Annotated in this window: 14 protein-coding genes and 1 tRNA gene; 7 read left to right on the top strand and 8 right to left on the bottom strand. The window is 74.0% G+C overall.

Going from position 1 to position 12883, the window contains the following annotated elements:
- The first annotated feature begins 83 nt into the window (after positions 1-83).
- Positions 84-644 (top strand): SigE family RNA polymerase sigma factor, encoded by a 561-nt coding sequence (locus SSNG_RS16450; protein WP_050779878.1) that lies wholly within the window; start codon positions 84-86, stop codon positions 642-644.
- On the top strand, positions 641-1807 hold the full coding sequence (locus SSNG_RS16445) for a hypothetical protein (RefSeq protein ID WP_007264983.1): 1167 nt from the start codon (positions 641-643) through the stop codon (positions 1805-1807). Before SSNG_RS16450 ends, SSNG_RS16445 begins: the two co-directional genes overlap by 4 nt.
- Here SSNG_RS16445 and SSNG_RS16440 read toward each other — a convergent pair.
- Positions 1785-2627, bottom strand: a complete 843-nt coding sequence (locus tag SSNG_RS16440) for an SURF1 family protein (protein WP_007264982.1) — start codon at positions 2625-2627, stop codon at positions 1785-1787. The two genes, SSNG_RS16445 and SSNG_RS16440, sit on opposite strands and share 23 nt — an antisense overlap.
- A 43-nt stretch (positions 2628-2670) precedes the next feature.
- Positions 2671-4515, bottom strand: a complete 1845-nt coding sequence (locus tag SSNG_RS16435; protein ID WP_206731302.1) for a prolyl oligopeptidase family serine peptidase — start codon at positions 4513-4515, stop codon at positions 2671-2673.
- A 100-nt stretch (positions 4516-4615) separates the two neighbouring features.
- Between SSNG_RS16435 and SSNG_RS42140 the strand changes: the two genes are divergently transcribed.
- The 3 genes from SSNG_RS42140 (at position 4616) to SSNG_RS16425 (ending at position 6891) form a co-directional block, all read left to right on the top strand.
- Entirely contained in the window at positions 4616-4783 is a 168-nt protein-coding gene (locus SSNG_RS42140; protein WP_164720908.1) for a hypothetical protein, read from the top strand.
- A gap of 202 nt (positions 4784-4985) precedes the next feature.
- Positions 4986-6287, top strand: coding sequence for a cytosine deaminase (gene codA, locus SSNG_RS16430; RefSeq protein ID WP_277752147.1), 1302 nt, complete (start codon positions 4986-4988; stop codon positions 6285-6287).
- A gap of 10 nt (positions 6288-6297) precedes the next feature.
- Positions 6298-6891 (top strand): HD domain-containing protein, encoded by a 594-nt coding sequence (locus SSNG_RS16425; protein WP_007264978.1) that lies wholly within the window; start codon positions 6298-6300, stop codon positions 6889-6891.
- 55 nt (positions 6892-6946) lie between these two features.
- Here the strand turns inward: SSNG_RS16425 and SSNG_RS16420 are convergent, their stop codons facing one another.
- Positions 6947-7597 (bottom strand): TetR/AcrR family transcriptional regulator, encoded by a 651-nt coding sequence (locus tag SSNG_RS16420; RefSeq protein ID WP_007264977.1) that lies wholly within the window; start codon positions 7595-7597, stop codon positions 6947-6949.
- 101 nt (positions 7598-7698) lie between these two features.
- Between SSNG_RS16420 and SSNG_RS16415 the strand changes: the two genes are divergently transcribed.
- Complete coding sequence (locus SSNG_RS16415) at positions 7699-8511, top strand: alpha/beta hydrolase (RefSeq protein ID WP_007264976.1); 813 nt, start codon at positions 7699-7701, stop codon at positions 8509-8511.
- Here SSNG_RS16415 and SSNG_RS16410 read toward each other — a convergent pair.
- The 5 genes from SSNG_RS16410 to SSNG_RS16390 form a co-directional block, all read right to left on the bottom strand.
- Complete coding sequence (locus SSNG_RS16410) at positions 8503-9852, bottom strand: chloride channel protein (protein ID WP_007264975.1); 1350 nt, start codon at positions 9850-9852, stop codon at positions 8503-8505. The genes SSNG_RS16415 and SSNG_RS16410 overlap by 9 nt on opposite strands.
- Positions 9849-10376 (bottom strand): potassium channel family protein, encoded by a 528-nt coding sequence (locus tag SSNG_RS16405; protein ID WP_007264974.1) that lies wholly within the window; start codon positions 10374-10376, stop codon positions 9849-9851. Before SSNG_RS16405 ends, SSNG_RS16410 begins: the two co-directional genes overlap by 4 nt.
- A gap of 152 nt (positions 10377-10528) precedes the next feature.
- Positions 10529-10972, bottom strand: a complete 444-nt coding sequence (locus SSNG_RS16400; RefSeq protein WP_050779643.1) for a luciferase family protein — start codon at positions 10970-10972, stop codon at positions 10529-10531.
- Between the two features lie 201 nt (positions 10973-11173).
- Positions 11174-11247: transfer RNA gene (locus tag SSNG_RS16395), tRNA-Pro, on the bottom strand.
- A 101-nt stretch (positions 11248-11348) separates the two neighbouring features.
- Entirely contained in the window at positions 11349-12287 is a 939-nt protein-coding gene (locus SSNG_RS16390) for a metallophosphoesterase (RefSeq protein WP_007264972.1), read from the bottom strand.
- 68 nt (positions 12288-12355) lie between these two features.
- On the opposite strand from SSNG_RS16390, the gene SSNG_RS16385 reads away from it, so the two are divergent.
- Positions 12356-12817: a GatB/YqeY domain-containing protein gene (locus tag SSNG_RS16385; RefSeq protein ID WP_007264971.1), complete on the top strand. Its 462-nt coding sequence runs from the start codon at positions 12356-12358 to the stop codon at positions 12815-12817.
- The last annotated feature ends 66 nt before the right edge of the window (positions 12818-12883 follow it).

The following is a 12883-nucleotide window of genomic DNA, read 5'->3' as shown; positions in this document are numbered from 1 at the left end:
CCGCACCCGGCGCTTCGATATCCGGGGCTCCGGCGGCCGAGGCCCTGACGCCCGGCGCCGGGGCCGTCGCCGGGACCAGTGCCATTGCCGGGGCCAGTGCCGGGGCCGGGACCAGTGCCAGTGCCGGCGCCGAGCGGCCGGTCGTCGCCGGTACCACCGTCGACCACCTCACCGAGACCTACCGGGCCCACTACCGCTCCCTGCTCGGCCTGGCCGCGCTCCTCCTCGACGACACCGCCTCCTGCGAGGACGTGGTCCAGGAGGCCTTCATCCGCGTCCACTCGGCCCGAAACCGGGTGCGGGACCGGGACAAGACCCTGGCCTATCTCCGCCAGACCGTGGTGAACCTCTCGCGTTCCGCGCTGCGCCGCCGCATCCTCGGCCTGAAGCTGCTGTCGAAGCCGATGCCGGACATGGCCAGCGCGGAGGAGGGGGCCTACGACCAGCTGGAGCGCGACGACCTGATCAGGGCGATGCGCGGGCTCCAGCGCCGTCAGCGCGAGGTGCTCGTACTGCGCTACTTCGCCGACATGACGGAGGTCCAGGTCGCCGAGACGCTCGGCATCTCGCTCGGCTCGGTCAAGGCGTACGGATCGCGGGGCATTGCCGCGCTGCGGGTGGCGATGGAGGCTGCGCAGTCATGAGGGACGACCACGAGAACCTGCCCGGCCCGGCCGGGACGGCCACGGCCGACGAGCAGCTGCTGCGCGGCCTGCTGGCCGGAGCCGTGCAGGGGCTGGAGCCCTCCGAGGGGGCCCTGGAGCGGCTGCGGCACGCGGTGCCCGCGCGCCGGGCCCGCAAGCGGCAGGCCCTCCTGGCGACGGCCGCGGTGGCGCTGCTGGCGGGCACCGCGATCCCGGCCGCCCTGCACCTGAACGCCGACGAGGGGGCGGTGGCCGGGCATTCGGCCATGGCCGGCCACGGGGAGTCGCAGGGCCCCAAGGCGGCCGACGCCTCCGACCCGCGGCAGAACGGCTCCGACGCCGCGGCCGGGCCCCGGCCGGTGGGGTCACCGGGCGGCGGCCAGAACACGGGCGGCGGCACGCAGCCGTCCGCGCCGACGAGCGGCTCCCCGTCCGGCGGCACGTCCGCGGGCCCCGTCGGCGCCGGAGCGGGCGCCCCCACGGGCGGCGCCGGCCACGGACCGCTGCCGCCGGTGGGCGCGGCGCCCGGCGTGGCGCCGGGGTGCACGGCCGACCAGCTGGGCGTGTCGGGCAGTGCCCGCGCCCCCGAGACCGACGGCAAGGTCTACGGCAGTTTCAAGGTCACCAACGTCTCGGCGCGGGGCTGCACGGTCTCCGGCCCGGACACCGTGACCGCCGCCTCGGTGCCATCCGCCGACCCGCCGCCCGTCCAGGCGGCCGCGCCGCCGGTGACGGTGACGGGCCACACGGCGGGGGACCCGGCGAGCGCGCTGCTGCCCGACCCGTCCGCCGAGGCTCCCGTCGTGCTGCTCCAGCCCAACACCGCGTACGAGGTGCGGTTCGCCTGGGTGCCCTCCGGGCAGTCCTGCCCGGCGGCGAAGCCGGCGCCCTCGCTGGGGTCCCAGCAGCAGGGCGGTGCGGCGCAGCCCACGGCCGGCCGGCAGAGCGGGGCGGCGGGCGGTACGGCCGGCGGCACGGAGCCGGCCGGCGCCGACGCGGCCCCGGCCAAGGATCCGCAGACCGGCTCCCGGAGCCCGGCGGCGACCGGGGTCGAGGTCTCCCACACCCCGGGCACGGGCGCCCCCGTCACCCAGACCACCATCCCGGCGGCCTGCGGCGGCACGGTCTACCGCACGGGCCTCATTCCGCCGAGCGCGCCGTAGCCGGCTCCGGCTCCGGCGTCTGTTCCGGCTTCCCGGAGGCGTCCGCGGGCGCGGGCGCGGGGGCCTCGGCGGGCAGCAGCCCGGCCTCGGCGTCGCGCAGGGTCTCCACCTCGCGCCGGTAGAGCCGGAACCACATGAAGAGCACGAAGACGACGAAGACGAACCACTCGCCCGTGTAGCCGAGGTTCTGGAAGGCCTTCAGGTCCAGCCCCGTGTTGCTCGGCGCCTTCGCCGGCACCGGGGTCATCCCGTCCACCGGCGTCTGCACCGTCAGCCAGGCGTCGTAGAGCGGCTCGTGCACCAGGTTGACCAGCGTGGCCGCCCCGATCACCCCGAGCTGGCCCGGCGGCAGCCCGCCCTGTGCGTGCACGCCCTTGGTGCCCGAGTTCTCCGAGGACTGCAGGGCCCCCGTCACCTCGACCCGCCCCGTCGGCGGGGCCGGCGCCTTCGCCGGGTCGGCCGTACCCGGCAGCCAGCCCCGGACCACCGGGACCGTCTTGCCGGAGTCGGTCCGCAGCAGGGTCAGGACGTAGAAGCCGGGCTTCCCTCCGAGGTCCCGTTCGGGGACGAGCAGCTGCTGCCCGTACTCGCCGGCCGTGGAAGCAAGCCGCCCGGAGGTCTTCGTGTCCACCGGGAGCAGCGAGTCCAGCGGCTCGGCGGCCCGGTCGGCGGGCCGCTCGGCCTGCGCCTCCTTGTGGCTGCCGACGCGGCCCTCGAACCGGCCGAGCTGCCAGGTCCCCATGAACAGGCAGAAGGGGATGGCGAGCGCGACGAAGACGTTGATCCCCCACCAGCGCGGGGTCAGGAGAAACCGGTGCACCCCACCAACGGTACGGGGGGTGCACCGGAAGCCCGGTGCCGGGTCAGCGCGGCAGGCCCTGCGGCAGGTGCTTCAGCGTGAACTCGAGGTCCATCCGGACCTGCTTGATGCGCTCCTCCACGACCAGAGAGCCGTGTCCCGCGTCGTAGCGGTACACCTCGTGCACCGCGCCGCGCGCCGCGAGCCGGTCGACGTAGTTGTCGATCTGCCGGATCGGGCAGCGCGGGTCGTTCACGCCCGCCGCGATGTGCACCGGCGCCTTCACCGCGTCCACGTACGTGAGCGGCGAGGACGCCTCGAACCGCTCCGGGACCTCCTCCGGGGTGCCGCCGAAGAGGGTGCGGTCCAGGGCCTTCAGCGCCTCCATCTCGTCGTGGTACGCCGTCACGTAGTCCGCCACCGGCACGGCGGCCAGCCCGACCGCCCAGTCGTCGGGCCGCATGCCGATGCCGAGCAGCGTCAGGTAGCCGCCCCAGGACCCGCCCGAGAGCACCAGTCGCGCCGGATCCGCGAGGCCGGAGGCCACGGCCCACTCCCGGACCGCCGTGATGTCCTCCAGCTCGATCAGGCCGACCCGGTGCTTGAGGGCGTCGGTCCACTCGCGGCCGTAGCCCGTCGAGCCCCGGTAGTTGACGCGTACCACCGCGAAGCCGTGGTCCAGCCAGGCCGCCGGGGTGGCCGCGAAGGCGTCGGAGTCGTGCCAGGTGGGCCCGCCGTGGATCTCGAAGACCGTAGGGAAGGGGCCGTCACCGTGGCCCACGGGCCGCTGTGCGAGCGCGTGGATCCGCCCGCCGGGCCCCTCCACCCAGACGTCCTCCACCGGTACCGAGGCCGGCGGCCGCATGCCCGGCGGGTCCAGGACGACCCCGCCCGCGGTGGACCGCACGACGGCCGGCTCGGCGGCCGAGGACCACTGGTACTCCACGGTCCCGTCCGGGCGGGCCGTCGCCCCCGACACCGTTCCCGGCGGAGTGTCCACCCGTACGAGTTCGCGCGCGGCCAGGTCGTAGCGCCACAGCTCGCTGCGCGCCTCGAAGCTGTGCGCGATGAGCAGCGCGCTCCCGTCCGGGTACCACTCGGCGCTCACGTCGCCGGGCAGGTCGACGGCCAGGCCCTCCTCCGCCCCGCTGGCCACGTCCCACACCATCGGCTCCCAGCGGCCGCGCCGCTGGTGCCCGATGAGCAGCCGGGTGTCCCCGGCGACGGGTGCGAAGCCGAGCACCTCCAGGCCCAGTTCCTCGGTGCCGCCCCGGGAGTCGTCCAGTTCGGCGACGGTGGCGCCGTCGAGGGTGATCACGCGCAGGGCCGAGTGCATGGCGTCGCCGTGCTCGGTGTGCTCGATCGCGAGGAGGGTCCCGTCGTACGACAGGTCGCCGACGCCGGCCGACTCGCGGTGCCGGTAGACGACCTCCGGTGCGGCGCCGGGGCGTACGACGTGGATGGTGGAGCCGTCCTCGTCGGTGGACCGGCCCACGACCGCCGTGCCGTCACGGCCGATGGCGAGGCCGGCGGGGTAGGAGGGCTCCAGCCCGGGGGTGGCGGGCTCGTCCGGGCCGCCCGCGAAGGGCTGGCGGACCCAGGTGCCGAACTCGTCGCCGTCGGTGTCGGAGAACCACCAGATCCACTCCCCGTCGGGGGAGAGCGCGCCGTCGGTGGTGCCGTTGGGGCGGTCGGTGGCCTGCCGCTGCGTGCCGGTGGCCCGGTCCCAGGCGTAGAGCTCGTAGGTCCCGGTGGCGTTCGAGACGAAGAGCGAGCGGTCCGGGGCGTCCTCGGCCCATTCGGGCAGGCCCACGCGCGGTGCCCGGAAGCGCTTCTCCCAGTCGGGCATCTCGGAAGCGGGTGCGGTGCCGGGGGTCAGGTCGCTGTCGCTGCTGGTCATGCGCTCCATTCTTACGGGTCCGGCCGCGGCGGGCGGCCGGGATGCCGACTGCGCCGAATGGGCGCATGGTGGTGTGCGTACGCCGAACGCTTGCGAGAGGGTGTTGATCATGGCCAAGAAGGCTCGTACCGGCCACCACAGCCACCAGGATTCCGAACGCGCGATGGCGAAGAACACGGCGGCCGAGGCACGTGCCAAGGCCGCGGGCAGAGAGGCCCAGTCGCTCTCCGCGAAGACGCGAGGCATGCAGCAGAAGGCACAGGCCAAGCGCGGCTGAGCCTCGGCACCGGTCACGGCCCGACGTTTTGTTTCACGTGAAACGTCGGGCCGCGTGCGCGGGTCGGGTCGTGCGCGGGTCGGGTCGTGCGCGGGTCAGGGCCCCGGGCCCGCACAGGCCCCCGGGCCGCGTGCGCACCCCGCCCAGGGTGCACACCCCGAGCCGCGTGCGCACCCCGGGCGGGGTGCCTACGCTGGACCGCATGCGGATGATCGTCCGGGGCGCCCGGCTGCTGCACGAAGACGGCCTGTCCGACGTGGAGGTCGCCGAGGACGGCCGGATCGCGCGGGTGATCCCGTACGACGACCAGAAGGAGCCGCCCGCGACCGGCGTGCTCATCGAGGCCCACGGCGGGCTGCTCACCGCCCCCTTCGCCGAGCCGCACATCCACCTCGACACCGCCCTCACCGCGGGCCGGCCCCGCCCGAACGCCTCCGGCACCCTGTGGGAGGGCATCGCCTGCTGGAGCGAACGCAAGCGCACCCTGACCCGCGAGGACGTGATCGCGCGCGCCACCGAGGTGCTGCGCTGGCAGGCGGCCAACGGCGTGCTGCACGTCCGTACGCACTGCGACGTCACCGACCCGTCCCTCACCGCGCTCGACGCGCTGCTGGAGGTCCGCGACCGGGTGCGGGACATCATGACCCTGCAGATCGTCGCCTTCCCGCAGGAGGGCATCGTCTCCTTCCCCGACGGCGAGGCGCTGCTGCGCGAGGCCGTCGCCCGCGGGGCGGACGTCGTCGGCGCGATCCCGCACTTCGAGGACACCCGCGAGGACGGCGTCGCCTCGCTGCGGACCGCGTTCGCGGTGGCCGAGGAGCGCGGACTCCGCGTCGACGCCCACTGCGACGAGATCGACGACGAACAGTCCCGCTTCGTGGAGGTGCTGGCCACCCTCGCCCTGCGCTCGGGCCTGCGCGAGCGCGCCACCGCCTCCCACACCACCGCCATGGGCTCCTACAACGGCGCCTACAGCTTCAAACTCCAGCGGCTGCTCGCCCGTTCCGGAATCAACCTGGTCGCCAACCCCTTCGCGAACCTCAACCTCCAGGGCCGCTTCGACGCCTACCCGAAGCGGCGCGGCCTCACCCAGGTGAAGGAGATGCTGGCCGCCGGGGTCAACGTGGCCTTCGGCCACGACGACGTGATGGACCCCTGGAACGCGCTCGGCACCGCCAATCCGCTCCAGACCGCCCTCGTCGGCCTGTACGCCGCCCAGCTCACCGGCGCGGACGACGTCCCGGTCGCGTTCTCGATGGTGACGGAGCGCGCGGCCCGCGTCCTCGGCCTGTCCTCCGCCGAGTACGGGATCACGCCGGGTGCCCCCGCCTCCTTCGTCCTCCTCCCGGCACCCACCCCCGCGGAGGCGATCCGCCGCCAGGTCCGGCCGCGGTACGTCGTCTCGCGCGGCACCGTCCTCGCAGAAACCCCGCCCGCACCGGCCCGGTTGTGGTGGCCGGGAGAAGAAGGCCCGTCGGCGGTGGACTTCACCGCACCCCTCTAAGGTGCGGTCCATGACGTGGACCCTTCACAACCTTGATTCGGACACGGCCCGTTCGGCCTTCGAGATCGCCTCGGAGTACGCCGACGCCGCCCTCCTCAACCACTCCGTCCGCTCCTACGCCTTCGGCGCCGAGTACGCGCGCGTGCACGGGCTCTCCTACGACGCGGAGCTGCTCTACGTCAGCGCCCTGCTGCACGACCTGGGCCTGACCGAGCCGTTCGACAGCCACACCCTGCCCTTCGAGGAGGCCGGCGGGCACGTGGCCCGGCTCTTCACGGCCGGTCTGGGCTGGCCCCCGGCCCGCCGGGCCCGCGCGGAGGAGGTCATCGTGCTGCACATGCGGGACGACGTCACCGCCGCCGAGGACGTCGAGAGCCACCTCCTCCAGGTGGGCACCAGCGCCGACGTGTCCGGCCTGCGCGTGCCCGACTTCGACCCGGCCTTCCTGGCCGGCCTGCTGGAGCACTACCCCCGCCTCGGCTTCGGCCCCTCCTTCCTCGCCCTGGTCGAGGACCAGGCGGCCCGCAAGCCTGCCTGCGCGGCGGCGTCCTACGTCGCGGGCGGCGCGGCGAAGCGCATCGCCGCGAACCCCCTGGACGCGTGACGCGCGGGGGCCGGTCGGGCGGGGGCACGCGGCCCGGGCCGGTCCCCGTCGGGCGTCAGAGCCCCCGCTCGATCATGGCGATCACGTCTTGGCCCGCGTCGTGGGCCTGCTCCGGGGTGATGCCGCGCAGGGGGCCGTCGATGATCAGGGACGCCAGGCCGTGCACCGCCGACCAGGCGAGGAACTCCGCGCCCGGGCGGCGGGCCTCCGGCAGGACACCGGTCTCCACGAGCCCGTCCAGCGAGGCGCCGAGCAGCTCGAACGGCGTGAGCCCGCCCGCCCCGGCGGCCGTGGCGTCGGCCGCGTACGTCATGTCGGCCGGCACGTGGAAGGCGGTCCGGAACCAGCCCGGCTCGGTGACGGCGAAGCGGACGTAGCCCGTCCCCACCGCCCGGAAGCGGGCGCGGGCGGCTTCGGCCGGGTCCTGGGCGGCGGGAAGGCCGTCGATCTCCGCCTCCATGGCCAGGGCCACCCGGGCCATCGCGGCCTGCGAGACCCCGTGCACCAGCGCCCCCCGGTCGGCGAAGTGCCGGTAGGCGGCGTTGGGCGACACTCCGGCGCGCCGGGTGACCTCGCGCAGCGAGACGGCGTCCGGTCCGCCCTCGCGCGCCAGCTCCAGGGCGGCTTCGAGCAGCGCGCTGCGCAGGTTCCCGTGGCGGTAGGTGCTGCGCTTGGGCGGGGGCGGCGGTTCGGTTTCCGATGGCATGGGGACTCGATCCCTCGCTAAATGTGGACGGCGTGAACTTCCAGGTATAGCCTACGAGGGAGATGTGGACGCCGTCCACATGGCTTCAGGGGGAGCAGACCGTGCAGAAGGCCATTTCCCGCGACGGGACCGCCATCGCCTACGACCGCACCGGCGAGGGTCCCGCCCTCGTCCTCGTCGGAGGCGCCTACCAGGTCCGCGACGATCCCAGGTGGGCCGTGCTCGCCGGGCTCCTCGGCGATCGCTTCACCGTCGTCACGTACGACCGCCGCGGCCGGGGCGACAGCGGCGACACCGCTCCCTACGCGGTGGAGCGGGAGGTCGAGGACCTGGCCGCCGTCATCGCCGAACTCGACGGCCCCGTCCGGGTGATGGGCATGTCGTCGGGCGCCGTCCTGGCCCTGGAGGCCGCCGCCCACGGCGTGCCGATGAAGGAACTCGCCCTGTACGAGCCCCCCTTCGTCATCGACGACAGCCGCCCCCCGGTCCCCGCCGACTACGTCGAGCGACTGGACATCGCCATCGCCGCGGACCGGCGCGACGACGCCGTCACCCTCATGCTGACCGCCGCCGTCCTCGTCCCGGCCGAGTTCGTCGGGCAGATGAGGGAGAGCGGCATCTGGAGCCACTTCGCGGCGCTGGCCCACACCCTCCCGTACGACGCGCGGGTCATGGGGGACACCATGTCCGGCAACCCCCTGCCGACCGACCGCTGGGCGGCCGTACGGATCCCCGTTCTGGCCATCGGCGGCGGCGCGAGCGATCCCTGGCTCCAGTCCGGCGCCCGCGCCCTCGCCGCCCTGCTGCCGGCGGGCCTCCACCGCACCCTGGACGGCCAGACCCACGACGTGGACCCGGCCGTCCTGGCCCCCGCCCTGGCGGACTTCTTCGTCGCCGACCGGCCCTCAGCCTGACAGCTGGCGCCGGGGCCCGGGCAGCAACTCGGTGGTGATCAGGGCCGCGACGGCGGCCAGGATCACCACCGGCGTCATTCCCGGGCTGCCGACCAGCAGGATCGCCATCACCGCGCTGCTGACCGGCAGCCGCAGCACGCTCGCCCCCGCCGCGGCCAGCCCCGCCGCCACCGCGGGCACCACCCCCAGTCCCGGCAGCGGCGCGGCCAGCACGCCGGCCGCCGCCCCGAGGAACAGCGCGGGGAAGATCGGGCCGCCGCGCATGCTGCCGAGGCAGAGCGCGTACCCGACGGTCTTGCACAGCAGCACGGCCACCAGCGCACCCACCCCCCAGGCCCGCGGATCACCGGCCAGCGTGGCCATCAAGGCCTGCCCGGACGAGGCCACGTCCGCCGGGGAACGGTCCGTGACCAGCGCGTACGCAGCCGCGCAGACGCCGGCGCCGAGCGCGCACAGCGCCGTACGGACGACCGGGCCCTTCGCCACGAACGCCGCCACCACCTGACCCGCCCCCAGCGCCTCGCGCACGACGGCCGCCAGCACCACGGCCAGCAGCAGCGCCCAGCCCACGTCGGCCGCGTCCAGCCGGGGCACGGGCCCGGGGAGTTTGACGGTCAGCCCGCCGGTCTGCAGGCCGGTCCAGCGCCCGAACCCGGTGAACACCAGGGCCCCCACCCCGCTCGACAGCAGCGCGGGCAGCATGACGGCGACCAGCTGCGGGCCGCCCACCCCCACCACCTCGATCAGCAGCACGGCCGCGATCAGCGGGCTCCCGAAGATGGCGGCGATGGCCGCGGCCGCCCCCGCCACCCCCAGCAGCGCCGTGGCCTGCGGGGTGGCCGGCCCGCGCCCGAGGTCCCTCAGCAGCAGCGCGAAGCCGCTGCCCAGGGCGATCAGCGGCGCCTCCGGGCCCAGCACCGCGCCGAACGGCAGGCTCGCCGCCGCCGCGAGCACCACCCCCGGCAGCACCTTGGTCGACGCCCCGCCCACCGCCAGCCCGGCCGCGGGGACGTGCCCGCCGGCCCCGGGCAGCCGGGCCACCACCAGGCCCACGCCGATGCCGCCGACCAACAGCAGCGGCAACGGCCACCACCACGGCGGCCCGTCCCAGCCGAGCGAGTGCGGCAGGCTCTCCCACAGCAGCCGCTGCAACTCGTGCAGCCCCGCGAGGAACCAGAAGCAGACCAGGGACACCGGGATCCCGACCAGGGCGCAGAGCAGCAGGATCCTGCGGTACGAAGGCGTCTTCAGCAGCCCCCGCAACACCACCGGCTCGGGCTGCCGGGCCGGTTGGGCGGGCTGGGCCGGCCGCCCGGGCTGGGCCGGTTCCGTAGCCGTCATGGACCGCTCCTCTTTCCAGGCCGGTGGGACAGCCCGGTCTCCACCGCTCCGAAGAGCACTTTGGCGACGAGCCCCACCACGATCAGATCGGCCACCATCTGCACGGTGGCCAGCGCCCGCCCGGTCCCGTCGGCGGGGGCGATGTCGCCGAAGCCCACGGTCGCGAACACCGTCACCGCGAAGTACAGGGCGTCGGTCCGGCTCAGCGGCTCGGAGAACGACCCGGGCCGGTCCCGCGAGAGCAGGAAGTACGTCGCCGAGAACAGCACCAGGAACAGCGGCACCGCGGTGCCCATGGCCTCCAGGGCCCGCAGCCTCGGGCGGGCCGACCGGGCGATGGCTCCGACCTGCCAGACGACGAGCCCCCCGAACAGCAGCAACCCCCCGGCCAGCGCCGCGACGGCCGCGGCCCCGAAGCCGTAGTCCAACGGAGCCGCGTAGTACAGGCAGGTCACCAGCACCCCGGACCCGACCGCCCGCAGCAGGTGCCCCAGCACCACCACGCGCCCGGAGCCGCCGCCCATGACCGCTCCTCACCGCAGCCTGTCCCTCCCCGCATTCCAACACCCCCACCCCCACCCCGCACCCCACACACACCCACCGGAGCGGTGAAGACACGGCAGTGGCCTGACCCGGTCCTCGGATCAGGCCCCTGACCTGGAGAAGGCGCCGGACGCTACTTCGCGCCGAGCGCGTACCAGTACGACTCCTGCACGAGCCGCCAGGCGATCTCCAGCTCCGCCGAGTTCCTGGGCCCGTAGATGAGCGTCACGTTCTGGACGGGGTGGTGCACGCCCCAACCGGCCTCGATGACCTCGGCCTCGATGTCCTTCGGGAGCGTGATGTGGAGCGAGCCGTCGTGGTGGGGATGGATGTGGGCGAACTCCCGGCCCCCCTGGAAGGCTTCGTCCGGGCCCGTGCCGATGCCCTCGGGCAGGAAGAGCGAGCGGGCGTGCGAGACGGAGACGAGCGTGGGGGCCATGTAGACGAAGGGCAGCGCCCGCATCCGCCCCCACAGCTCCTCCTGCATCATGATCGGGGAGATCTGGGAGCCCTGGCCGTGCGGAGCCGGACCGAAGACGCGCGGGGCCGCGCCGGGGCGCGGGGGCAGGGAAAGCACGATGGTGTTCCTTTCCGGCCGACGCAGAGCCGGCCGCGGCGTGAGCGCTCGGAAGAGCTGCGGAGCTGCTGCCTCCACGGTCCACGCACCCGCTCAGGCCCCGCTGGCGATCCGGTCGAGGCCGCACGGCGGACGGCTGCCGAAATGCAGGAAGGGCCTGATCCGCGTTGCGGATCAGGCCCTTGACCTGGTCTTACTCTGTCGGGGTGGCGGGATTTGAACCCACGACCTCTTCGTCCCGAACGAAGCGCGCTGCCAAGCTGCGCTACACCCCGATCGCCGCCCTGAAGCTGTGCTGTCCTGGCGACATCGATTACTTTAGCGGACCCTCGGCCTGAGGCGAAATCCGGTTTTCACGAGGGCCCGGCGCCGGTGGTCAGGCCTTGGGGGCCAGGGTCAGGAGGGTCGCCTCCGGGGGGCAGGCGAAGCGGACCGGGGTGAAGCGGTTGGTGCCGCAGCCGGCCGAGACGTGGAGGTACGAGCGCCGGCCCTGGGCCTCGTACGTGGACAGGCCCTTCACCCGCTTCGTGTCGAGGTCGCAGTTGGTGACGAGCGCCCCGTAGAAGGGGATGCACAGCTGGCCGCCGTGGGTGTGCCCGGCGAGGATCAGCGGGTAGCGGTCGGCCGTGAAGGATTCCAGTACCCGCAGGTAGGGGGCGTGCACCACGGCCAGCGAGAAGTCCGCGTCCGCCTCGGGGCCGCCCGCGACCCGCTCGTAGCGGTCCCGCTTGATGTGCGGGTCGTCCAGGCCGGTGAAGGCCAGCTCCACCCCGTTCACCTTCAGCCGGGCCCGGGTGTTCGTGAGGTTCAGCCAGCCCGCCGCGTCGAAGGCGTCCCGCATGTCCTCCCACGGGTTGTGGACGGCGCCGACGACCGGCTTGTTGCCGTTCAGGCCGTGGCGGCCCTGCACCTTCTCGATCAGGTAGCGCCCGGGGTTGCGCAGCCGCGGCCCGTAGTAGTCGTTGGAGCCGAAGACGTACACCCCGGGGAAGTCCATCAGCGGACCCAGCGCGTCGAGCAGCTCGGGCACGCCCTCCGTGTCGGAGAGGTTGTCACCGGTGTTCACGACGAAGTCGGGGCGCAGTCCGGCCAGGGACTGCAGCCAGGCGCGCTTCTTGCGCTGCCCGCCGACCATGTGGATGTCCGAGACCTGCAGTACGCGCAGCGGGCGCATCCCGGCGGGCAGTACCGGAACGGTGATCCGGCGAAGTCGGAAGGACCGGGCTTCGAACCCCGCGGCATAGGCCACACCGGCGGCCCCCACCGCCGCGATCGAGGCGGTCACCTTCAGGGGGGTTCCGTAACGCGCGTGCATGCCCCCATCGTCGCAGACCGGGAAAACCGATGGGCGCCGCAGGCCCCGCACCTGGCAGACTCAGGGGCATGACCACGCTCAAGGCCAAGCTCCAGGAAGACCTCACCACCGCCATCAAGGCGCGCGACGAACTCGCTTCGTCCACGCTGCGCCTGACCCTTTCCGCCGTCACCAAGGAGGAGGTCGCGGGCAAGGAGGCGCGCGTGCTCTCCGACGAGGAAGTCCTCAAGGTGATCGCCAAGGAGGCGAAGAAGCGCCGCGAGGCCGCGGAGGCCTTCGCCCAGGGCGGCCGCGACGAGCAGGCCGCGCGGGAGACCGCGGAGGGCGAGTTCCTGGACGCCTACCTGCCCAAGCAGCTCAGCGACGACGAGCTGACCGCGATCGTGGCGCAGGCCGTCGAGGAGGCCAAGGCGGCGGGTGCCGAGGGGCCGCGGGCCATGGGTGCCGTCATGAAGATCGTGAACCCGAAGGTCGCGGGTCTGGCGGAGGGCGGCCGGGTCGCCGCGGCCGTCAAGAAGCAGCTTTCGTAGGAACAGGGACGTAGAGGGACGTAGAGGGACGTAGAGAAGGGGGGGGTGCCTTTTTTTTTTTTTTTT

Origin of the sequence: Streptomyces sp. C (genome assembly GCF_000158895.1) — a bacterium.
Taxonomy (GTDB): domain Bacteria; phylum Actinomycetota; class Actinomycetes; order Streptomycetales; family Streptomycetaceae; genus Streptomyces; species Streptomyces racemochromogenes.
The sequence above is the reverse complement of the archived record's forward strand: the minus strand, read 5'-3'. Positions and strand labels throughout refer to the sequence as shown.